The organism is Ferrigenium sp. UT5 (assembly GCF_045866295.1).
Classification (GTDB): Bacteria; Pseudomonadota; Gammaproteobacteria; order Burkholderiales; family Gallionellaceae; genus Sideroxyarcus.
In genome coordinates this window covers 33,995-53,366 of the sequence record NZ_BAAFRY010000001.1, presented here as the reverse complement: position 1 = coordinate 53,366, position 19,372 = coordinate 33,995, and the positions used below count along the sequence as shown (strand labels likewise).

Genomic DNA, 19,372 nt, shown 5'->3' with positions numbered 1-19,372 from the left:
GCGCGCTTGCCCCCCGTCAGCTTGCGAGCCGTGCGGCAATTAACCCTTCCGCACGCGTCCAGCAGCAACACTCATCTGCCACCGCCCAATGCGTCTTCGTGTCGGCCCAGTTCCTGCTTTATGTCGAGCAACCAGGTTTTCATTCGGTCCATATTCTTATCGCCCAAACGCAACATGATCTTCTGGCCAATCGAGCGGTTTTCCAGATCAGGGTCGGCATACTGGTAGAAAAATTTCGGTTGCACCAGCGTGAGTGGGCCTTTGATGCGCGGCGTGTCGAGCAGATCATCCAACGTCTCCAGCAGGCGATCATTGAAATTTCCGTTTGGATAGCCCAACTCCTGGTACGAGCGCTGAAACAGTGGGTAAAGACGGACATACAGCGCGACCAGCTTGCGGGCATCAATCGCCTCCGCAAATTTCACATAAGGGGAGTAGCGTTCGGCATTTTTTGGGCTCATGCGCAAGTTGCCTGCTTCACCTGTAACGAGAAACGTCCCCACCGGGGCAGACAACGGCATCATCTTGGCCGGCACACGCTGCTGCGGCAGGTTGTCCACTGTGACCACAATATTGTGAATGAGGCGTTCGGGTTGAACCAACTGCATCAGCGATTGATTGTTCAAGATGGCGGTCAATGCTTCGACGATGAAACGGTCACTCTGCACCATGGATATGGGGGGGAGTACAGAAACTGGCGTTGGCGCGGGTGCGGCAGGGATTTCGGGTGCTGGGTTCACCGCCTGCGGTGGCACAGGAGTCGTTTGAACGGGTTTAGGTTCGTGTTGAACGGATTGTTGCCACAGATAAAATACCAAACCTGTTGCGAATAAAACCATGGCAACCAATGCAACAACAATTTTCTTGCTCATGTTTATCCTCCGTGGCCCCAAAGAGTTTTATTCATCCCCTCACGTAAGGGTACTGCATCTGTCGCAGGAAACCGCAAAGGGCTTACACCTGTTTCAATCCCCGCCCCCCTTCGATAGGGTCTTGGATTCAAGCCTGGCAGCCTGTCGGACTTATTTCACGAATGCGACCGGGATGATTTTTCGCAGGGCAAGGCGCGAACGTATCGCCACGCGAAGTTCACGCTGATACAAGGGAACTTCGAAGAATGGGTATGGCCGCAACTGACCGGAACATGCCAGCGCGGGAGGTCTTCAGTCGGATTGCGTTGTAGCGCCAGGCGGCCTTACGGCGATGAGTATCGCCCAGAGCCCCAGGATTACATACCAGATCAGCGACCACTCGGGGATGCCGAGGGTGAGGAAGGTCCAGCCTTTCTCCGCACATTCGCCGGAGCCGTGCATGAGTTCCTGCCACACTTCGGCCAGCGGAAAATTCTGCAGCAGGTAATCCAGCCCCGGTCCGCAGGCGGGCACCTGATCCTTGGGCAGGTGTTGCAGCCAGATGTGGCGCGCGGCGGTCGCCACGCCGCCCAGCGCGAAAAGTGCAATCAGAGCCGAGTAGATGCGGCTGCCGATCCGTCCGGGGTTTTGCATGGCGGCCAGCAGAAACAGGAGGCCCATGACAATGAAGATGACGCGCTGCAACATGCACAGCGGGCACGGCTCTTCGCGCAAAACGTATTGCAGATACAAGGCGGCGGAAAACAATCCGCCCACCGCCAGGGCACCGCTCATATAGCGCCGGCGATTGGAAAGCGCGTGCAGTCTTTGCAGCATGTCACTCGGCCTCTTCGATCCAGGTCGCCTGAATCGCTTCCAGCACTTTCTCGCCGCCGTGGCTGTGGTCATCGTCAAACCCGTCGAGATCCACCACGTAGTTGTGCAGGTCCACGAAGTTCACGGTCAGCGGATCGACCTCGGGATGTTTTTCAAGCAAGGCGATCGCGATGTCGCGCACATCTTTCCATTTCATTTCGAATGCCCTTCCTTCGCCATGTTGATCGAATATTTAGGGATTTCAACCACCAGGTCCTGCGTGCCAACCAGCGCCTGGCAACTCAGGCGTGAATTGGCTTCCAGCCCCCACGCCTTGTCCAGCATGTCTTCTTCCAGCTCCGTCGCTTCGGCCAGACTGTCGAAGCCCTCACGCACAATCACGTGGCAGGTGGTGCAGGCGCAGGATTTTTCGCAGGCATGCTCGATCTCGATGCCGTGATCGAGCAGGGCATCGCAGATCGATTTGCCCGGTTGCTCCTCGAACAGTGCGCCCTTGGGGCACAGTTCCTCGTGTGGCAGAACAATTATCTGTGTCACTTCAATTCTCCAATTCGGACATTTTATGTCCCTTCAATGCGCGCGACACGCTCTGATCCATACGTTTCTGGGCAAAACTGACGGTTGCCTGATTCAGTGCCTCAATGCCGCGCTTGAGGGCATTATGGTCGCTGCCATCCAACACGGCGCGCAAATTCTCCATGCATTTTCGAATCTGCCTGATTGCCGGTTCATCCAGCAAGCCGCCATCCTGCGCCAGCGCATTATCCACCGCGTCGAGCAATTGCCGCGCCTCCGTCTGCTGTTCGCGCAACGCGCGCGCCAGCATGTCATCGCGCGCATGCCGGTTGCCGTCCTGCAACATGCGCGTGATGTCATCCTCCTGCAAACCGTAGGCGGGTTTGACCGTCACCGCCGCCTCCACGCCGCTGTTGGTCTCGCGCGCCGACACACTGAGCAAGCCGTCGGCATCCACCTGGAATGTGACGCGGATCCGGGCCGAGCCCGCCACCATCGGCGGGATGCCGCGCAACTCGAACTTGGCCAGCGAACGGCAATCGCTCACCAGTTCGCGCTCACCCTGCAATACGTGGATGCTCATCGCCGTCTGTCCGTCCTTGTAGGTGGTGAACTCCTGCGCGCGCGCACTGGGGATCGTGCTGTTGCGCGGCATGATCTTTTCCACTAGCCCGCCCATCGTCTCGATGCCCAGACTGAGCGGGATCACATCCAGCAACAGCCAGTCGTCTGCGCCGCGGTTGCCCGCCAGCACATTGGCCTGGATCGCCGCCCCCAGCGCCACCACTTTATCCGGATCGAGATTAGTCAGCGGGATCTGCCGGAAAAACTCGGCAACCGCACGCTGCACCTGCGGCATGCGCGTCGAGCCGCCAACCATGACCACCCCTTTGATGTCCGCCACGCCCAACCCAGCGTCGCGCAAGGCACGCCGCGTGGGCTGCAGGGTGCGCGCCAGCAGATTCTGCGTCATTGCATAAAACTCATCCCGCGTCAGTGTCACATCCACCAGTTCGCCACCGCTCAACACGGCGGTGATCTGCGTCTGTGCATTGTCGGTCAACTGCTCCTTGGCGGCGCGCGCATGGGTCAGCAGCAGGCGGGTATCGTTCGCGCCCAATTGAGAGAGACCGCCCTTCTCCAGGATCCAGCAATAGATGCGCTGATCGAAATCATCGCCGCCCAGCGCGGAATCGCCATTTGTCGCCAACACTTCAAATACGCCGCTCGACAGTTTCAGGATGGAAATATCGAAGGTACCACCGCCCAGGTCGTATACCGCGTACACGCCTTCCGACGCGTTATCCAGCCCGTAGGCGATGGCGGCGGCGGTCGGTTCATTCAGCAGGCGCAGCACGTTAAGACCGGCCAGGCGCGCGGCATCCTTGGTCGCCTGCCGCTGCGCATCGTCAAAATAGGCCGGCACCGTGATGACCGCGCCGACGAGTGCGCCGCCGAGCGAGCGTTCGGCGCGGTCGCGCAGCACCTTGAGGATTTCGGCCGACACTTCGACCGGGCTTTTCACCCCGGCAACCGTGCGCAATTGCACCATGCCTGGCGCCTGTCCTGAGCCTGTCGAAGTGGCATCAATGAAGCGATACGGCATGTCCACCGCATCGCCGATGTCTTTCAGTCCGCGCCCCATGAAGCGCTTGACCGACACGATGGTGTTCTGCGGATCGCCATTTTGCGCGGCCTGCGCCGCCGCGCCCACCGCCACGGAACCGTCCGCGCAGTAGCGCACGACCGACGGCAGCAAGGCTGCACCACTCTCGTCGTTCAGCACCACGCTGATGCCGTTGCGCACCGTGGCCACCAGCGAATTGGTAGTGCCCAGATCAATGCCGACGGCGAGGCGGTGTTGGTGCGGGGCAGCCGAAAGGCCGGGCTCGGAAATTTGCAGCAATGCCATGATCAGGAATCCAGTTCGTCGAATGCGGCAGCTATCTCTTCCGCGATCTTTTCCATAAATTTCAGTTTACGCACAAGACCGGCGGCGGCCGCATCATCCCGTTGTTCATCCAGCGCCAACGCGAGCTGCTGTTGCAGCGCCTGGATCGTCTGTTTCACCTGCGCTTCCAGCGCGTCCAGCGCCGCCATGTCCTTGCTTTGCAGGGCCGCTTCCAGTGCTTCGCGCAATTCCATCTGCTGCATGAGGAACTCGACCGGCATCGCGGTGTTGGTTTCTTCCTGCGTGTCCACGCCCTGCAGCGCCAACAGGTAACGCCCGCGCGCCAACGGCGAACGCAGGGTCTGGTAAGCCTCGTTCACGCGCGTCGCCCACTGGACCGACAGGCGGCGTTCGGTATCGGAAAGGTGGGCGAACTTGTCCGGATGGACTTGCGCTTGCAGCTCGCGATATTTCCGATCGAGCTCGGCCTGGTCGATCTCGAAGCGACGGGGGAGATTGAAGAGGGAGAAGAAGTCCTGCTGAAAGTCTGAAGAGATCATCAAGTCATCCCCACCACAGCGACATTGAGACACCGAGGAAGAGCCATCTTCACAACAAGGTCACCCAACGATAGCTGACTACCGTTGCTCGCGGTGCCGCTGGGTCTCTGTGGCGAAAGAAGTTTGTTTTTCAAACCTTGAAGCTTTCACCGCAGCCGCAGGTATCCTTGACGTTTGGGTTGTTGAACTTGAAGCCCTCGTTCAATCCTTCGCGCGTGTAATCGAGTTCCATGCCATCGAGGTAAGGCAGACTTTGCTGATCGACCAGCAGCGTGACGCCGTGGCTGGTGAATTCCAGCTCGTCGTCCGCCACCTCGTCGGCAAACTCCAGCTTGTACGCCATGCCGGAACAGCCGCTGGTGCGCACGCCCAGGCGCAGACCGACTCCCTTGCCACGCTTGGCCATGAAGTTCTGCACATGCTTGGCCGCGTTCTCGGTCAGAGTGACACCCATCTCCGCCTCCTATTTGTTCGCGTTGCAGGCGGCAGTCTCCACCGTCCCGCCATGCTTGGACTTGTAATCGGCCACCGCCGCCTTGATCGCGTCTTCGGCCAGAATGGAACAGTGAATCTTCACCGGCGGCAAGGCCAGTTCCTCGGCGATATGCGTGTTCTTGATCGCCAGCGCCTGATCCACGGTCTTGCCCTTGACCCATTCGGTCACCAGCGAACTGGAGGCGATGGCCGAACCGCAACCGTAGGTCTTGAATTTCGCATCCTCGATCACGCCGTCCTTGCCGACCTTGATCTGCAACTTCATCACGTCGCCGCAGGCCGGCGCACCCACCATGCCGGTGCCGACGAACGAGTCATTCTTGTCCAGTGATCCGACATTGCGCGGATGCTCGTAGTGATCCAGTACTTTTTCGCTGTATGCCATTTTTTTCTCCTTAGAATTATCCAGAGGACCGATGGTTTGCTTGTCCGACAACGCCGCCGGGCGGGCAAAGGGCGGTTCTCTAATGTGCCGCCCACTGTACCGAATTCAAATCCACGCCTTCCTTGAACATATCCCACAAGGGGGATAGCTCGCGCAGCTTGCCGATCTTGTCGTGCAGCAGCGCGATGGCGTAATCCACCTCCTCGACGGTGGTGAAACGACCGACGGTGAAGCGGATCGAACTGTGTGCCAGTTCGTCGTTGCGCCCCAGGGCGCGCAGCACATAGGACGGTTCCAGACTGGCCGAGGTACAGGCCGATCCGCTGGACACCGCGATGTCCTTCACCGCCATGATCAGCGATTCGCCCTCGACAAAATTGAAACTCACGTTCAGGTTGTGCGGCACGCGGCGCTCCATGTCGCCGTTGAGATACACCTCCTCCATGCTCGACAGCCCGGCCCACAGACGGTCGCGCAGCATGCGGATGCGCTCGTTCTCGGTCGCCATTTCTTCCTTGGCGAGATGGAACGCCTCGCCCATGCCCACGATCTGGTGCGTCGGCAGCGTGCCGGAACGGAAGCCGCGCTCATGCCCGCCGCCGTGCATCTGCGCTTCCAGACGCACGCGCGGTTTGCGCCGCACATACAGCGCGCCGATGCCCTTGGGGCCGTAAGTCTTGTGCGCGGAAAAACTCATCAGATCAACTTTGAGTTTTTGCAGGTCGATCACCACCTTGCCGGTCGCCTGCGCCGCATCGACATGCAACAGCACGCCTTTCTCACGACACAGCTCACCGATGGCGGGGATGTCCTGAATCACGCCGATCTCGTTGTTCACATACATCACCGACACCAGCACAGTATCAGGGCGGATGGCGTCCCTGAGCTTGTCCAGGTCGATCAGTCCGTTCGCTTCCGGCGCCAGATAGGTCGCGCTGAACCCCTGGCGTTCGAGCTCGCGCACGGTGTCGAGCACGGCCTTGTGCTCGGTCTGCACGGTGATGATGTGTTTGCCCTTGCTCGCGTAGAAATTGGCCGCGCCCTTGAGCGCCAGATTGTTGGACTCGGTCGCGCCGGAGGTCCACACGATTTCTTTCGGATCGGCGTTCACCAGCGCCGCGACCTGTTCGCGGGCATGCTCCACCGCCGCTTCTGCTTCCCAGCCGTAGGCGTGGGAGCGCGAAGCCGGATTGCCGAATTTCTCGGTCAGGTACGGAATCATCGCCGCTGCCACGCGCGGATCCACCGGGGTGGTCGCGGAATAGTCCATATAGATTGGAAGATGCATTTTCTGTGTCATTTTCTAATTTCCTCAAGCCGCCACGTGCGCACCAATCGTCCGCGGCGACATCACGATGGCAGCGGTGCGGGACGGCTCGGACTTCACCTGCCCGTTGGCCACCTGCTGCAAACTGACCTGATGCAGATATTCGTAAATGCGGTCGCTCAATTCCATCCACAATTCATGTGTCGAGCAAGGTTTGCCATCCATGCACGTGCCGGTGCGCCCGCAGTTGGTGGCATCCAGCGGCTCGTCCACCGCCAGCACGATCTCCGCGATCGAAATCTTGCTGGCTGGCCGTGACAGACAATACCCGCCGCCCGGACCGCGCACGCTGGCCACGATATTGTTCTTGCGCAGCTTGGCGAACAATTGTTCCAGATAGGAAAGGGAGATTTTCTGCCGCTCGCTGATGGCCGCCAGTGTGATCGGCCCCTTCCCTCCGCGCTGGGTCAAGTCCACCATCGCCGTTACCGCAAACCTGCCTTTAGTCGTCAGTCGCATCGCTATACCCCTCGAAAAAATTGGAAGCCTTGGCTTCTGCCGGAAACGCGCCTTGCGCTGACCGGGCTGCGACGAATCATAGGATACCCGATTTTTTTAGTCAACTATCTTGTTCAGGTAGTTTGGATCGAATTTATCCGCAGTCGCCTGCTCGTCTTCGAGGCGCACCCCCATCTTTTCGAGTTGCTGCAGGATGTGCTCGATACGCTGATCGACCGACACGCTGTGTCCGATCAGGCCGTGCAAGGCTTTCGCCACCGGGTCGTTCTGGTCGCTGCCGAGACCGTAGGCATTGAAGCCGGGGGATTTTTTCGCTTCGTCCAGCACCCGGGCCGGGATACCGGCGGCCGTCGCCCCCGCCGGCACATCCTTGACCACCACCGCGTTGGAGCCGATCTTCGCGCCGTCCCCGATATGGATCGGGCCCAGAATCTTCGCGCCCGCCCCCACCACCACGCCGTTGCCCAAGGTCGGATGGCGTTTGCCCTCCTGCCATGAGGTACCGCCCAGCGTCACCCCGTGATACAGCGTCACGTCGTCGCCGATCTCGGCGGTCTCGCCGATAACCACGCCCATACCATGGTCGATGAAAAAACGGCGGCCAATGGTGGCGCCGGGATGGATTTCGATACCGGTCAGCCCGCGTGCGAGATGCGAGATGAAACGCGCCAGCCATTTCATTCCGGCGTGCCACAGCCGATTCGTCAGACGGTGCGCGATCCGCGCATGCAGCCCCGGATAGCAGGTCAGCACCTCGAACGTGGTGCGCGCCGCCGGGTCGCGGTCGAATACGCTGGCGATGTCCTCGCGGATATTTTTAAACATCTGGATGCTCTTCCGAATAACGTTTTTTCAGGCGCGCATTGTACGCGGTCGCCACGCTCAAGATACCGCGCAGGATATTGATTTCTTCGTCCTCCAGCCGGGCGCGCGCAAACAGGCGGCGCATCCGCTGCATCATCCGCGCCGGGTTCTGCGTGGTGAAAAAGCCGATCTCGTGCAGCGTCTTTTCCAGATGCGCGTACAGGCCTTCCACCCGCTCGTGCGGCGCAGGCTCGACTGCGCGCATGGCCGGCACACCAGCCTGCCGCGCGACATTCAACTCATAAGCCATCACCTGCACCGCGGCGGCCAGGTTGAGCGAGGAGAAATCCGGATTGGCCGGGATGTTCACTCCCAGATGCGCGCGCCCCACCTCCGCGTTGGTCAGGCCGGACATCTCGGTGCCGAATAGCAGGGCCACCGGATGCGCGACCGCCTCCTGCAGCACCAGCGGCATCGCCTCGCGCGGGGTTTTGACTTCGATGGCAATGTCGCGCAGGCGCGCCGTCATCGCCACCGTGAAGACCACGCCGTGCAAGGCCTCATCGATTGAGGCGCACACCACCGCACTTTCCAGGATGTCATCCGCACCCGCCGCCATCGCCGTGGCCTGCGCATCGGGGAAAAAACGCGGATTGACGAGATACAGCCGGCGCAGCCCCATGGTCTTCATCGCCCGCGCCGCCGCGCCGATGTTGCCGGGATGGGTGGTGTGACTCAACACCACACGGACGTTATCTAAAGGATTAGGTTTATTCAAAAGGCAATACCAACTAAAATGCGTGCCGGATTTCCCCAGCTCATTAAAAAGGTTGTACTGATATGCACCCCATGCTCAACATCGCGGTGAAGGCCGCGCGTCGCGCCGGCAATCTCATCCACCGTGCCGCCGACAACATCGACCACCTCACCGTGACCAAGAAATCCCACGCGGATTATGTCAGCGAAGTGGACCGCGCCGCCGAACGCATCATCGTCGAAGCCTTGCTGCAGGCCTATCCGACCCACGCGATTCTAGCAGAGGAAGGCGGCGCCCAAGGCGAGTCGGAATATCTCTGGATCATCGACCCGCTCGACGGCACCACCAACTTCCTGCACGGTGTACCGCAGTACGCGGTCTCCATCGCGCTGCAGCACAACGGCGTGCTGACCCAGGCCGTCGTCTATGACCCGACCAAGAACGACCTGTTCACCGCCACGCGCGGCCGCGGCGCATTCCTTAACGACAAGCGCCTCCGCGTCAGCAAGCGCAAGGAGATGACCGAGGCACTCATCGGCACCGGCTTCCCCTACACGCGCTTCGAGCACATGGACGCCTACATGGCGATCTTCCGCGACCTGATGCAGCAGACGGCCGGCCTGCGCCGCCCCGGCGCCGCCTCGCTCGATCTGGCCTGGACCGCCGCCGGCCGCTACGACGGCTTCTTCGAAACCGGCCTCAAGCCCTGGGACATCGCCGGGGGCGCACTGCTCATCTCCGAGGCCGGCGGCCTCGTGAGCGACCTCGCGGGTAATCAGAATTACATGAGCAGTGGCCACATCTGCGCTGGCAACCCGTTCATCCACGAACAACTGCTCAAGCTCATCGCGCCGCACCTGACGGACGGATTAAAGGCTTAAACAGGATTGCCCGTCCAAACAGTGCATCACGATCCGGAATGAATGCATTTAACCGATTCCACAACATGAGCGGCATGCCCACGGGATGCGCCGCGAACGCCTACGCCACCCCCACGATGGCACGCGTGAACACTGCGACCGCCCAATGATCTGGAAACCCCACGCCACCGTTGCCGCCGTGCTCGAACAGGATGGCAAATTCCTGCTGGTCGAGGAGGAAACCGCCCAAGGGCTGCGTTTCAACCAACCCGCCGGACACTGGGAAGCAAACGAGACGCTGGCTGAAGGTGCTGTACGCGAGACGCTGGAAGAGTCCGGCTATGATTTTGTGCCGGAATATCTGATCGGCATCTATCGCTGGCCCGCTCCCGGCTCCGACATTACCTATCTGCGCTTCGCCTTCGGCGGACGCATCACCGCCCACCACCCTGAACGCAAGCTGGACACCGGCATCGTGCGCGCGGCATGGATGACCATGGACGAGATTCGCGCCACCCAGGATCGCCACCGCAGCCCACTGATCCTGCGTTGCGTCGAGGATTATCTTGCGGGCAAGCGTTACCCGCTGGAGTTGATCACTCACTATGAGTAAAAGACAAACCCTCACCCGAACCCTTTCCCGGAGGGAGAGGGGCCGATCGTGAACAGCAATCGTAAAATCACTGTCGTTGTCGGCATGTCCGGCGGCGTGGACTCTTCCGTGACCGCTTTATTGCTCAAGCAGCAGGGCTTTGATGTCATCGGCCTGTTCATGAAGAACTGGGAAGACGATGACGACAGCGAATACTGCTCCTCGCGCCAGGACCTGATCGATGCGGTTGCGGTGGCGGACACGATCGGCATCCCCATCGAGGCGGTGAATTTCGCCAAGGAATACAAGGAGCGCGTCTTCAGTTATTTCCTGCGCGAATACGAGGCCGGGCGCACGCCCAATCCGGACATCCTGTGCAATTCGGAGATCAAGTTCAGAGCCTTCCTCGACCATGCCATCCGGCTTGGTGCCGAGAAGATCGCCACCGGCCATTACGCCGGCGTGCGCGAACGGGATGGTTTGTTCCAACTGCTCAAGGCGGACGATGCCAGCAAGGATCAGAGCTACTTCCTGCACCGCCTGAACCAGCAGCAACTGTCCAAGTCGATGTTCCCGCTGAACAACATCCCCAAGCGCAAGGTACGCGAGATCGCACACCAGCATGGACTTTCCAACGCGGCGAAGAAGGACAGCACCGGCATCTGCTTCATCGGCGAGCGCCCGTTCCGCGAGTTCCTCAGCCGCTATCTGCCGACCAAGCCGGGCGATATGGTCACCCCAGAAGGCAAGGTAATGGGCCGGCACATGGGCCTGTCGTTCTACACCTACGGCCAGCGCCAAGGGTTAGGCATCGGCGGCGGCAAGGAAGGCAGCGGCGAGCCGTGGTTCGTCGCCGGCAAGGACATGGCCAACAACCGCCTGCTCGTGGTGCAGGGACATGACCATCCGCTGTTGCTGAAGTCGCAACTGGATGCGCTGGACCTGCACTGGATCAGCGGCGGCGCGCCGGAAAGCACGCGCGCCTACGCGGCCAAGACGCGCTACCGCCAGCAGGATGCGGCCTGCCGCATCATCCCACTGGCCGACAATGCCGCCCGTTTCACCTTCGACCAAGCGCAGTGGGCGGTGACGCCGGGCCAATCAGTCGTCCTGTATGACGGCGCGGTGTGCCTCGGTGGCGGCATCATCGAGCAATAACGCGGTAAAATCGCGCGGCCCATTTTGAATTTGAAAGCACACACCATGTCATTGTCAGCCCTTACCGCCCTTTCTCCCCTCGACGGGCGCTACCACCAGAAAGTCGCAACATTGCGCCCGCATTTCAGCGAATTCGGTTTGATCCGCTATCGCCTGCGGGTGGAGATCGAATGGCTGAAAGCGTTGAGCGCGGAACCCGCCATCGTCGAACTGCCGCCGTTCTCGGTCGCCACCATCGCCTGGCTCGACCAGCTTGCCGCCGAATTCAGCGAGGCGGATGCCGAACAGATCAAGACGATCGAGTGCCGCACCAACCATGACGTGAAGGCGATCGAATACTGGCTGCGCGAGAAACTGGAGGAGAACGACGAAACCAAAGATGCGCTGGAATTCATCCACTTCGCCTGCACCTCGGAAGACATCAACAACCTGTCGCATGCGCTGATGTTGCGCCACGCGCGCGACGAAGTGATGCTGCCAACCCTGCGCGTCATCATCGACAAACTGCAAGACCTGGCGCATGCCCATGCCTCGCTGCCGCTGCTGTGCCGCACCCACGGCCAGACCGCGACGCCGAGCACGCTGGGCAAGGAAATGGCGAACGTGGTGTATCGCCTGCGCCGCGCCCATGCGCGCATCGCCGGGGTCGAAATCATGGGCAAGATCAACGGCGCGGTCGGCAACTACAACGCGCACCTGTCGGCCTACCCCGATGTCGATTGGGAGGGTTTTGCCAAACGTTTCGTCGAAGCGCGCGGTCTGGCCTTCAACCCCTACACCATCCAGATCGAGCCGCATGACTGCATGGCCGAACTGTACGATGCCTATGCCCGCGCCAACACCATCCTGATCGACCTGAACCGCGACCTCTGGGGCTACATCTCGCTCGGTTATTTCAAGCAGCGCGTGGTGGCGGGCGAGGTGGGTTCTTCCACCATGCCGCACAAGGTGAACCCGATCGACTTCGAGAACGCCGAAGGCAATCTCGGCCTGGCCAATGCACTGTTAAAACATCTGTCGGAAAAGCTGCCAATCTCACGCTGGCAGCGCGACCTCACCGATTCCACCGTGTTGCGCAACATGGGCGTGGCACTGGGCTATACCCTGCTCGCCTACGAATCCTGTGTGAAAGGCCTGAACAAGCTGGAGGCCAACCCGCAGAAACTGGCGGAAGACCTGGACCACAGCTGGGAAGTGCTGGCCGAGCCGATCCAGACCGTGATGCGCCGCTACAACATCGAGAACGCCTACGACAAATTGAAGGAACTCACGCGCGGCAAGGGCGGCATCAACCGCGAAAGTCTGGCCGCCTTCATCCATACGCTGGCGATTCCGGAAAGCGAGAAACTGCGTCTGCAGGCCTTGCGTCCGGAAACGTATATCGGCAAGGCCGCGGAACTGGCGAAACGTATCTGAATCCAGTGTAGTGTTGTACGCTGCCAATGTGCAGGAAAACCTTGTGGGTCGGGTTTTAACCCGACAATGGGTTGAGTTCATCGCTGCTTTGTCGGACTGAAGTCCGACCCACACAAAACAACAGCCCCGCCGTAGCGGGGCTGTTTGCATTCAAGGCGGCGAATCAGCCGGCTGCCTGCACCGGAATCTTTTTGCGCTGTTCGATGATGCGATTGTTCTCGTCGAAATAGACGAGGGAGGGATGATATTTCTGCAATTCCAGCTCGGAATAGTTGGCGTAGGCCGCAATGATGAGGATGTCGCCCGGGTTCGCCTTGTGTGCCGCCGCCCCGTTGACCGAGATGGTGCGGGAGCCGCGCGCAGCACGGATGGCATATGTGGTGAAACGCTCGCCGTTGGTGACATTGTAGATATCGATCTGCTGATATTCGCGGATGCCGGATGCATCGAGGAAGTCGTCGTCGATGGCGCACGAACCCTCGTAATGCAGTTCGGACTGCGTCACGCGCACGCGGTGCAATTTGGCTTGTAGCATGGTTCGTTGCATGATTACCTCCTGTCCCACCCTCTGCTTGCGGAGTCGCGCATTATAAACGCCGCCACCTCAAAGACAAACCTCGATGTTGTCGATCAGGCGGGTTTTGCCCAGCCTTGCCGCCGTCAGGATCACGCGTGCGCGCTCACCTTGTTGCGGTATTGCCAGTCCTGCCTGGGCGCGGATGGACACATACTCCACCTGCCAGCCGCGCTTGACAAGCGCTTGCGCGGCCTTCTGCTCGATGACGGCAGGGTCTTTGTCGTCCGCCCGCAGCGCGTCAGCCGCCGCGACCAGCGTTCGATACAGAAAAACCGCCTCGGTTCGCTCGGCGGGCGAAAGATACTGGTTGCGCGAGGACAAGGCCAGACCGTCCGCCGCGCGCACCGTCTCGCCCCCGACGATCTCGATGGGCAGATTGAACTGGCTGACCATCTGCCGAATGAGGGCGAGTTGCTGATAATCCTTCTTGCCGAACAGTGCCACTTGCGGCTGCACCAGATTGAACAGCTTCAGCACCACCGTGGCCATGCCGCGAAAATGGCCGGGACGGCATGCGCCGCACAATTCATTGGCGAGGGGTGGCGGCTCGACGAAGACCGTCTGTGTTTCGGGATACATTGCGCCGACCGATGGCGCAAACACCACGTCCGCCAGCCCTTGCAGCTTGGCGCAATCCGCCTCCAGCGTGCGCGGGTACCGGTCAAAATCCTCGTTCGGCCCGAACTGCAGGGGGTTGACGAAGATGCTCGCCACCACGCATGTCCCGCGTTCCCGCGCCTGGCGCACCAGCGCGATATGCCCTTCATGCAGATTGCCCATGGTGGGCACGAGAGCGACGGCGTTTTCGCCGGCGAGACGGGCGCGCAGCTCGGATACGGAATGAATGAGTTGCATCAGAACGAATGCTCCGCCGCCGGAAATGCTCCCGACTTCACTTCGGCCACGTAGTTCGCCACCGCCTGCGCGATGGAGCCCGCACCCGGCATGAAATCCTTCACGAAGCGCGCTTTTTTGCCGGGATAGATGCCGAGCATGTCGTACACCACCAGCACCTGGCCGGAACAGTCAGGCCCCGCGCCGATGCCGATGGTGGGGATGCGCAGTTGTTGGGTGACTTGCGCGCCCAGCGCGGCGGGAATGGCTTCGAGCACGATCAGGCCCGCACCTGCGTCCTGCAAGGCTTGCGCATCATTCAGCAGTTTCCTGGCGGCGGCATCGGTCTTGCCCTGCACCTTGTAGCCGCCGAGCTGGTTCACCGATTGCGGGGTGAGGCCGATATGGCCGCACACCGGAATGCCCCGCGAAGTCAGGAAAGCAACCGTATCGGCCATCTCCGCGCCGCCTTCGAGCTTGACCATCTCGGCCCCGGCCTGCATCAGTTGCACGGCGTAGGAAAAAGTCTCGCGCGGGCTGTATTGCGAGGTGCCGAAGGGCATGTCGGCGATGATGAACGCCTGCTGCGCGCCGCTGGCAACACAGGAGGTGTGATACGCCATCTGCTCGATGGTGACGGGCAGCGTGCTCTCGCGTCCCTGCACCACCATGCCGAGCGAATCGCCGACCAGCAGAACTTCCACGCCATTGTTCTCCAGCAGCGTGGCGAAGCTGGCGTCGTAGCAGGTCAGCACGGCGATTTTTTCGCCGCGCTCGCGCATCGTTTGCAGCTTGCTCAAAGTCATTCGCGCCATGCGCTTCAGTCCCCACTCACGTTGAAATACTCGCGCTGCCCACGCATGCGGCCGATGCGGTCGAGCAGCAGCTGGAAGTCATCCGCATTATCCGCAAAATTCAGGTTTTCGCTATTCACCACCAGCACGGGGGCAGCGCTGTAGTGATGGAAGAATTCACGATAGTTGTCGGCCAGACGTGCCAGATAATCGTCCTGAATGGGCCGCTCGTAGCGGTGGCCGCGCCGCCGCACCCGCTCGACCAGGGTATCGACCGAAGCCTGCAAATAGATGACCAGGTCGGGCGCGGGCGCCTGCGGTGCCAGGTTGCGGTAGATCGACTGGTACAGGGTGTATTCCTCATCGCTCAGGTTCAGGCGCGCGAACAGATCATCCTTGTCGAACAGGTAATCGGCAATGGTCCGCGTCCGGAACATGTCCATCTGCGTCAGCTCGCGCACCTCGTCGATGCGCTGGAACAGGAAAAAAAGTTGAGTCGGCAGCGCGTAGCGCGCGGCGTCCTCGTAGAACCGCGCCAGAAACGGATTATCCTGCGGCTTTTCCAGCATCGGCTGCGCGGCGGCGTGTTCGGCCAGACGCCGGGCGAGGCTGGTCTTGCCCACGCCAATGGGGCCTTCCACCACGATGTAGCGATATTTTTCCAGCATCCTTGCAAGTCCTTGGAAACACTATGGGTCTGGCTTCATCCCGACCTGTCGGACTGAAGTCCGACCTACGAATCCAACCGCACCAGCTGTTGCTCGGCGCACGCCTTTGCCACCACTGCCGCCGGGCCGACTCCGGGAATCACGCAATCCGGCGCAATTTCAAGCAACGGCTGCAACACGAAGGCACGCCGGTGCATTTGCGGGTGCGGCAAGGTCAGGCCGTGTTCGTGCAGCACAAGAGCCTCATACAGCAACAAGTCCAGATCGAGCGTGCGCGGCGCATTGGCGAATTCGCGCGTGCGGCCGCAAGCCTGTTCCAGCGCCAGCATCGCATCCAGCAGCGCATGCGGCGCCAGTCCGGTTGCCACCTGCACCACCGCGTTGATGAAATCGGGCTGGTCCAGATAGCCGACCGGCGCGCTGCGATACAACGATGAGCATTTCAGCACACGGGTGTGCGGCAGCGCATCCAGGGCATTCATCGCATTTCTGACTTGTGCAGCCGGGTCTTCAAGGTTGCTGCCCAGCGCGAGGTAAGCGAGATGCCGCATCAATCGATCGGCAATTCTGCCTGCACGGCGGCAGACGGCTTTTTGCGGCGGCGGCGTTTCTTCGGCGCACCGCTGTCCGGCTGCAGCATCTCGGCGCGGCGCGCCTCGTCGGCTTCCTGAAACTCGGTCCACCAGTCACCCAGCGCCGCATCGACCTCGCCGCTGGCGCAGCGCAACAACAGAAAATCGTAGGCGGCACGGAAACGCGGCAACGCCAGCAGACGGAACGGACGCTGTCCGCCGCGCTGCTCGAAGCGCGGCTGCAACAGCCACAACTCTTTCATTACCGTGTCATAGCGGCGCGGGATGGCGAGTTGCGCACGCTGCCGTTCCAGCACGTCATCCATGGCCGCATGCAGCGCGGCGACCGGCCGCTCTCCCGCCGCCTGCCTGGTTTTCCAGGTCGCCAGCACTTCATGCCACAGCAATGCGGCAAACAGGAAAGCGGGCGAAGCCGGCTTGTCTGCGGCAATGCGGTCATCGGTGTTCTGCAAGGCCAGCATCACAAACTTTTCGCCCATCGGCTGTTCAAGGATCACGTCCAGCATCGGCAACAGGCCATGGTGCAGGCCCTTGAAACGCAGTTTTTTGATGCATGCCAGCGCGTGGCCGGACAACAGCAGTTTGAGCATCTCGTCGAACAGGCGCGCCTCCGGCACATTGCGCAACAGTTCCTTCAGACGGGCGATCGGCGCGGCCGTGGCGGGATCGATCTTCATCCCGAGCTTGGCGGCCAGCCGCACCGCGCGCAGCATCCGCACCGGGTCCTCGCGGAACCGCACTTCCGGGTCGCCGATCATGCGCAACACCTTGGCGCGGATGTCGGCATAGCCGTGGTGGTAATCGATGATCTCCTGGGTCGCGGGGTCGTAAAACAGTGCGTTGGCGGTGAAATCGCGCCGCGCGGCATCCTGCTCCATGTCGCCGAATTCGTTGTCGCGCAGGATGCGCCCGTGCGCGTCGGTCTCCGCCTCGTCAACCTCCATCGCACGGCGGAAGGTGGAGACCTCGATGGTTTCGCTGCCGAACATGACATGCACCAGCTTGAAACGGCGGCCAATGATGCGGGCGCGCCGAAACACGCGCTTCACCTGCTCCGGCGTGGCATCGGTCGCCACATCGAAATCTTTTGGTTTACAGCCCAGCAGCAAATCGCGCACCGCGCCGCCCACCACGTAAGCCTGAAAGCCGGCCGCCTGCAGGCCGTCGGTCACGCGCTGCGCGCTGTCGCTGATGCCGTCACGCGCCACCCGGTGCTCGCGCAACGGAATCACATGCGCCTTGCCCGCCGCCTTGGCCGTGCGGGATTTGCCGAACACTTTCCTGAATAGTCTTTTGATCATGTTGTCGCCGGAAGTTGCGGATGCCGCCGCTGGCTTGAGCGCGGCAACGGGCGCGAATTATACACTGCGCACCCCGGCAGTCGGCTCTTCGCTCTAAAGCATGTGAACCCATGCCTTGCCCCGTTCCCCCTATCCAACTTTCCCCCACAAGCAGGAGAAAGGGCAAACGAATCGCTACGCGAGTTCTCGATTAACGCAAGGACAGGATGGGCCAGCCGTGCTGCGCGGCGTGCGCGCGCAGGGTGTCGTCGGGATCGACCGCGACCGGACGTTTGACTTTGGACAGCAGCGGCAGATCGTTGAGTGAATCGCTGTAAAAACAACTTTGCTCGAAACTATCCCACTGCCAGCCCTGCCCGGCCAGCCATTGCTCCATGCGCGTCACCTTGCCTTCGCGGAAACTGGGAATGCCCGCCACACGGCCGGTGAACTCGCCACCCTTTTCTTCCGGCTCGGTGGCGATCAGATGTTCGATGCCAAACTCGCGCGCGATGGGCGCGGTGACGAAACTATTGGTGGCAGTGATGATGGCGCACACATCGCCGGCCTGCCGGTGTTGTGCCACCAGCGCTCGCGCCTTGTCGCCGATCATCGGACGCACCTTGATATGCATGAAATCCTCATGCCACTGGTCCAGCACCTTGCGCGCATGGCGCGACAACGGTCTCAACTGGAAATCGAGGAATTCGTGGATGTCCAAGGTTCCCGCCTTGTACTGCTCGTAGAACGCCAGATTCTTGGACTCGAACAGCTCGCGGTCGAGCACGCCCCGCTCGATCAAAAATTGCGACCACTCAAAATCGCTGTCGCCACTCAGTAACGTATTGTCCAGATCGAATAAGGCCAGATTCACTGCTGCTCCTTAATTTTGATTCAAGAATGGGTGCAATCCAGCCTCACACCGTTCAGATGAAAGCATTGCCTCAACACCTGAATACTTTTGTCCTACCCAACAAAATTACAAAGAGAACCCCCCTATCCCCCGCGGTAACGATACCAGATTCACCCTCTAAAGTAAGCCGGACATCACTGGCGAGGAACGATCTTTCGCGGTTGATTTTCAGTCGCCATACCTACAGCGCTGCAGTGGCGCTGATGTGAATGAGGGTTGGAATGTTGCCGCGCAGGTCGAGCAGCGTATGCATCTTGACAGCGGCCTTGGCCTGACGGAAGCGCGCCCAAGGGAAGACGCTCAAGCACAGGTCGATGGTCGTGGTGTCGAGCGCATAGGCAGTCTGTTCCAGTTTCACGGCAAAGCTGTCGCTGGCGTAGAGTTGTCTGGCAGTCTGGATCAAGCTCATCGCGAAATCCTGGTAGATGCGCCAGTCGCGCTTCTCGTTGTCATCGGCCAATGTGCTCTTGGCGATATGGCCCCGGATACCCAAGTGATAGAGCTTGGCTTGGTGGGCGCGCAGACAGGTTTCGATGTCGCGCAAGCTCTCGCGGTAAGTCAGTTGCGCGAAGGCCAGGCAGAGGAATTGATCGAGATGCGAGAACTTGAGTGCGGGATACCGATTGGGATAGCGGGCTACGCACTGACGGAATAGGTGTAATGGCAGATGAGCCATCAGTTGAGCGAACACCAATTTCCCTGCGTGCATATGCACCCTTCCTGTGAAGGAAGGAAGTTTGGCGCAAGTTGAAATCGGTTACGGAAAATATGCCATTTAGTAACGGTTGCTCAATGAGTTAACATG

The 19,372-nt window shown here is 60.6% G+C and carries 23 protein-coding genes and 1 pseudogene; 4 read left to right on the top strand and 20 right to left on the bottom strand.

The features are described 5' to 3' along the window. Positions 1-71: 71 nt before the first annotated feature. The 12 genes from ACKTSJ_RS00300 to ACKTSJ_RS00245 all read right to left on the bottom strand — a co-directional run bounded on the left by ACKTSJ_RS00300 (position 72) and on the right by ACKTSJ_RS00245 (position 8,903). A complete protein-coding gene (locus ACKTSJ_RS00300; RefSeq protein WP_407896238.1) occupies positions 72-872 on the bottom strand; it encodes a DUF3014 domain-containing protein in 801 nt (266 codons plus the stop codon). Positions 873-1,163: 291 nt separating this feature from the next. Beyond that, entirely contained in the window at positions 1,164-1,688 is a 525-nt protein-coding gene (locus ACKTSJ_RS00295) for a disulfide bond formation protein B (protein WP_407896236.1), read from the bottom strand. A 1-nt stretch (position 1,689) separates the two neighbouring features. Then, a complete protein-coding gene (gene iscX / locus ACKTSJ_RS00290; protein WP_407896234.1) occupies positions 1,690-1,884 on the bottom strand; it encodes a Fe-S cluster assembly protein IscX in 195 nt (64 codons plus the stop codon). Then, on the bottom strand, positions 1,881-2,225 hold the full coding sequence (gene fdx, locus ACKTSJ_RS00285) for an ISC system 2Fe-2S type ferredoxin (RefSeq protein WP_407896232.1): 345 nt from the start codon (positions 2,223-2,225) through the stop codon (positions 1,881-1,883). The genes iscX and fdx overlap by 4 nt, the downstream gene beginning before the upstream one ends. A gap of 1 nt (position 2,226) precedes the next feature. Next, positions 2,227-4,116, bottom strand: a complete 1,890-nt coding sequence (hscA, locus tag ACKTSJ_RS00280; protein ID WP_407896230.1) for a Fe-S protein assembly chaperone HscA — start codon at positions 4,114-4,116, stop codon at positions 2,227-2,229. 2 nt (positions 4,117-4,118) lie between these two features. After that, the gene (gene hscB / locus ACKTSJ_RS00275; RefSeq protein WP_407896228.1) at positions 4,119-4,655 is read right to left on the bottom strand and encodes a Fe-S protein assembly co-chaperone HscB; all 537 of its coding nucleotides are present in this window, start codon (positions 4,653-4,655) and stop codon (positions 4,119-4,121) included. Between the two features lie 130 nt (positions 4,656-4,785). Further along, on the bottom strand, positions 4,786-5,109 hold the full coding sequence (gene iscA / locus ACKTSJ_RS00270; protein ID WP_407896226.1) for an iron-sulfur cluster assembly protein IscA: 324 nt from the start codon (positions 5,107-5,109) through the stop codon (positions 4,786-4,788). A 9-nt stretch (positions 5,110-5,118) separates the two neighbouring features. Then, a complete protein-coding gene (gene iscU, locus ACKTSJ_RS00265) occupies positions 5,119-5,535 on the bottom strand; it encodes a Fe-S cluster assembly scaffold IscU (protein ID WP_407896224.1) in 417 nt (138 codons plus the stop codon). Positions 5,536-5,614: 79 nt separating this feature from the next. Further along, on the bottom strand, positions 5,615-6,835 hold the full coding sequence (locus ACKTSJ_RS00260) for an IscS subfamily cysteine desulfurase (RefSeq protein WP_407896222.1): 1,221 nt from the start codon (positions 6,833-6,835) through the stop codon (positions 5,615-5,617). Positions 6,836-6,847: 12 nt separating this feature from the next. Further along, a complete protein-coding gene (locus ACKTSJ_RS00255; protein ID WP_407896220.1) occupies positions 6,848-7,321 on the bottom strand; it encodes an Rrf2 family transcriptional regulator in 474 nt (157 codons plus the stop codon). A 96-nt stretch (positions 7,322-7,417) separates the two neighbouring features. Continuing rightward, the gene (cysE, locus tag ACKTSJ_RS00250; protein ID WP_407896218.1) at positions 7,418-8,146 is read right to left on the bottom strand and encodes a serine O-acetyltransferase; all 729 of its coding nucleotides are present in this window, start codon (positions 8,144-8,146) and stop codon (positions 7,418-7,420) included. Then, positions 8,139-8,903 carry an RNA methyltransferase gene (locus ACKTSJ_RS00245; protein WP_407896216.1) on the bottom strand — a complete coding sequence of 255 codons (765 nt, stop codon included), beginning with the start codon at positions 8,901-8,903 and terminating at the stop codon, positions 8,139-8,141. Before ACKTSJ_RS00245 ends, cysE begins: the two co-directional genes overlap by 8 nt. A 62-nt stretch (positions 8,904-8,965) precedes the next feature. On the opposite strand from ACKTSJ_RS00245, the gene ACKTSJ_RS00240 reads away from it, so the two are divergent. From ACKTSJ_RS00240 to purB, 4 genes are all read left to right on the top strand, one after another. Then, positions 8,966-9,763, top strand: a complete 798-nt coding sequence (locus ACKTSJ_RS00240) for an inositol monophosphatase family protein (RefSeq protein WP_407896214.1) — start codon at positions 8,966-8,968, stop codon at positions 9,761-9,763. 145 nt (positions 9,764-9,908) lie between these two features. Beyond that, positions 9,909-10,355 (top strand): NUDIX hydrolase, encoded by a 447-nt coding sequence (locus ACKTSJ_RS00235; protein WP_407896212.1) that lies wholly within the window; start codon positions 9,909-9,911, stop codon positions 10,353-10,355. A 48-nt stretch (positions 10,356-10,403) separates the two neighbouring features. Continuing rightward, a complete protein-coding gene (gene mnmA / locus ACKTSJ_RS00230; RefSeq protein WP_407896210.1) occupies positions 10,404-11,492 on the top strand; it encodes a tRNA 2-thiouridine(34) synthase MnmA in 1,089 nt (362 codons plus the stop codon). A gap of 45 nt (positions 11,493-11,537) precedes the next feature. Beyond that, positions 11,538-12,908 carry an adenylosuccinate lyase gene (gene purB / locus ACKTSJ_RS00225; protein ID WP_407896208.1) on the top strand — a complete coding sequence of 457 codons (1,371 nt, stop codon included), beginning with the start codon at positions 11,538-11,540 and terminating at the stop codon, positions 12,906-12,908. A 163-nt stretch (positions 12,909-13,071) separates the two neighbouring features. Here the strand turns inward: purB and panD are convergent, their stop codons facing one another. From panD to ACKTSJ_RS00185, 8 genes and pseudogenes are all read right to left on the bottom strand, one after another. Next, positions 13,072-13,455: an aspartate 1-decarboxylase gene (panD, locus tag ACKTSJ_RS00220; protein WP_407896206.1), complete on the bottom strand. Its 384-nt coding sequence runs from the start codon at positions 13,453-13,455 to the stop codon at positions 13,072-13,074. A gap of 57 nt (positions 13,456-13,512) precedes the next feature. Continuing rightward, positions 13,513-14,340: a pantoate--beta-alanine ligase gene (gene panC / locus ACKTSJ_RS00215; RefSeq protein WP_407896204.1), complete on the bottom strand. Its 828-nt coding sequence runs from the start codon at positions 14,338-14,340 to the stop codon at positions 13,513-13,515. Beyond that, complete coding sequence (panB, locus tag ACKTSJ_RS00210; protein WP_407896202.1) at positions 14,340-15,134, bottom strand: 3-methyl-2-oxobutanoate hydroxymethyltransferase; 795 nt, start codon at positions 15,132-15,134, stop codon at positions 14,340-14,342. The genes panC and panB overlap by 1 nt, the downstream gene beginning before the upstream one ends. 5 nt (positions 15,135-15,139) lie before the next feature. Further along, positions 15,140-15,781: a deoxynucleoside kinase gene (locus ACKTSJ_RS00205; RefSeq protein ID WP_407896200.1), complete on the bottom strand. Its 642-nt coding sequence runs from the start codon at positions 15,779-15,781 to the stop codon at positions 15,140-15,142. 65 nt (positions 15,782-15,846) lie between these two features. Continuing rightward, positions 15,847-16,332: a 2-amino-4-hydroxy-6-hydroxymethyldihydropteridine diphosphokinase gene (gene folK / locus ACKTSJ_RS00200; protein ID WP_407896198.1), complete on the bottom strand. Its 486-nt coding sequence runs from the start codon at positions 16,330-16,332 to the stop codon at positions 15,847-15,849. Beyond that, positions 16,332-17,675 carry a polynucleotide adenylyltransferase PcnB gene (gene pcnB / locus ACKTSJ_RS00195; protein ID WP_407896196.1) on the bottom strand — a complete coding sequence of 448 codons (1,344 nt, stop codon included), beginning with the start codon at positions 17,673-17,675 and terminating at the stop codon, positions 16,332-16,334. Before pcnB ends, folK begins: the two co-directional genes overlap by 1 nt. Positions 17,676-17,865: 190 nt before the next feature. Next, positions 17,866-18,528 (bottom strand): HAD family hydrolase, encoded by a 663-nt coding sequence (locus tag ACKTSJ_RS00190; protein ID WP_407896194.1) that lies wholly within the window; start codon positions 18,526-18,528, stop codon positions 17,866-17,868. 238 nt (positions 18,529-18,766) lie between these two features. Then, positions 18,767-19,276: pseudogene (locus ACKTSJ_RS00185) on the bottom strand (DUF4372 domain-containing protein); the annotation flags it as partial. Between the last annotated feature and the right edge of the window lie 96 nt (positions 19,277-19,372).

Coding starts and splice junctions, on each gene's coding strand:
- ACKTSJ_RS00255 (WP_407896220.1), bottom strand. CDS start 7,321: ATGCGACTGACGACTAAAGGCAGGTTTGCGGTAACGGCGATGGTGGAC.
- cysE (WP_407896218.1), bottom strand. CDS start 8,146: ATGTTTAAAAATATCCGCGAGGACATCGCCAGCGTATTCGACCGCGAC.
- iscX (WP_407896234.1), bottom strand. CDS start 1,884: ATGAAATGGAAAGATGTGCGCGACATCGCGATCGCCTTGCTTGAAAAA.
- ACKTSJ_RS00205 (WP_407896200.1), bottom strand. CDS start 15,781: ATGCTGGAAAAATATCGCTACATCGTGGTGGAAGGCCCCATTGGCGTG.
- ACKTSJ_RS00260 (WP_407896222.1), bottom strand. CDS start 6,835: ATGACACAGAAAATGCATCTTCCAATCTATATGGACTATTCCGCGACC.
- iscA (WP_407896226.1), bottom strand. CDS start 5,109: ATGGGTGTCACTCTGACCGAGAACGCGGCCAAGCATGTGCAGAACTTC.
- ACKTSJ_RS00235 (WP_407896212.1), top strand. CDS start 9,909: ATGATCTGGAAACCCCACGCCACCGTTGCCGCCGTGCTCGAACAGGAT.
- pcnB (WP_407896196.1), bottom strand. CDS start 17,675: ATGATCAAAAGACTATTCAGGAAAGTGTTCGGCAAATCCCGCACGGCC.
- folK (WP_407896198.1), bottom strand. CDS start 16,332: ATGCGGCATCTCGCTTACCTCGCGCTGGGCAGCAACCTTGAAGACCCG.
- hscA (WP_407896230.1), bottom strand. CDS start 4,116: ATGGCATTGCTGCAAATTTCCGAGCCCGGCCTTTCGGCTGCCCCGCAC.
- purB (WP_407896208.1), top strand. CDS start 11,538: ATGTCATTGTCAGCCCTTACCGCCCTTTCTCCCCTCGACGGGCGCTAC.
- hscB (WP_407896228.1), bottom strand. CDS start 4,655: ATGATCTCTTCAGACTTTCAGCAGGACTTCTTCTCCCTCTTCAATCTC.
- panC (WP_407896204.1), bottom strand. CDS start 14,340: ATGCAACTCATTCATTCCGTATCCGAGCTGCGCGCCCGTCTCGCCGGC.
- iscU (WP_407896224.1), bottom strand. CDS start 5,535: ATGGCATACAGCGAAAAAGTACTGGATCACTACGAGCATCCGCGCAAT.
- ACKTSJ_RS00295 (WP_407896236.1), bottom strand. CDS start 1,688: ATGCTGCAAAGACTGCACGCGCTTTCCAATCGCCGGCGCTATATGAGC.
- panB (WP_407896202.1), bottom strand. CDS start 15,134: ATGGCGCGAATGACTTTGAGCAAGCTGCAAACGATGCGCGAGCGCGGC.
- ACKTSJ_RS00300 (WP_407896238.1), bottom strand. CDS start 872: ATGAGCAAGAAAATTGTTGTTGCATTGGTTGCCATGGTTTTATTCGCA.
- ACKTSJ_RS00240 (WP_407896214.1), top strand. CDS start 8,966: ATGCACCCCATGCTCAACATCGCGGTGAAGGCCGCGCGTCGCGCCGGC.
- panD (WP_407896206.1), bottom strand. CDS start 13,455: ATGCAACGAACCATGCTACAAGCCAAATTGCACCGCGTGCGCGTGACG.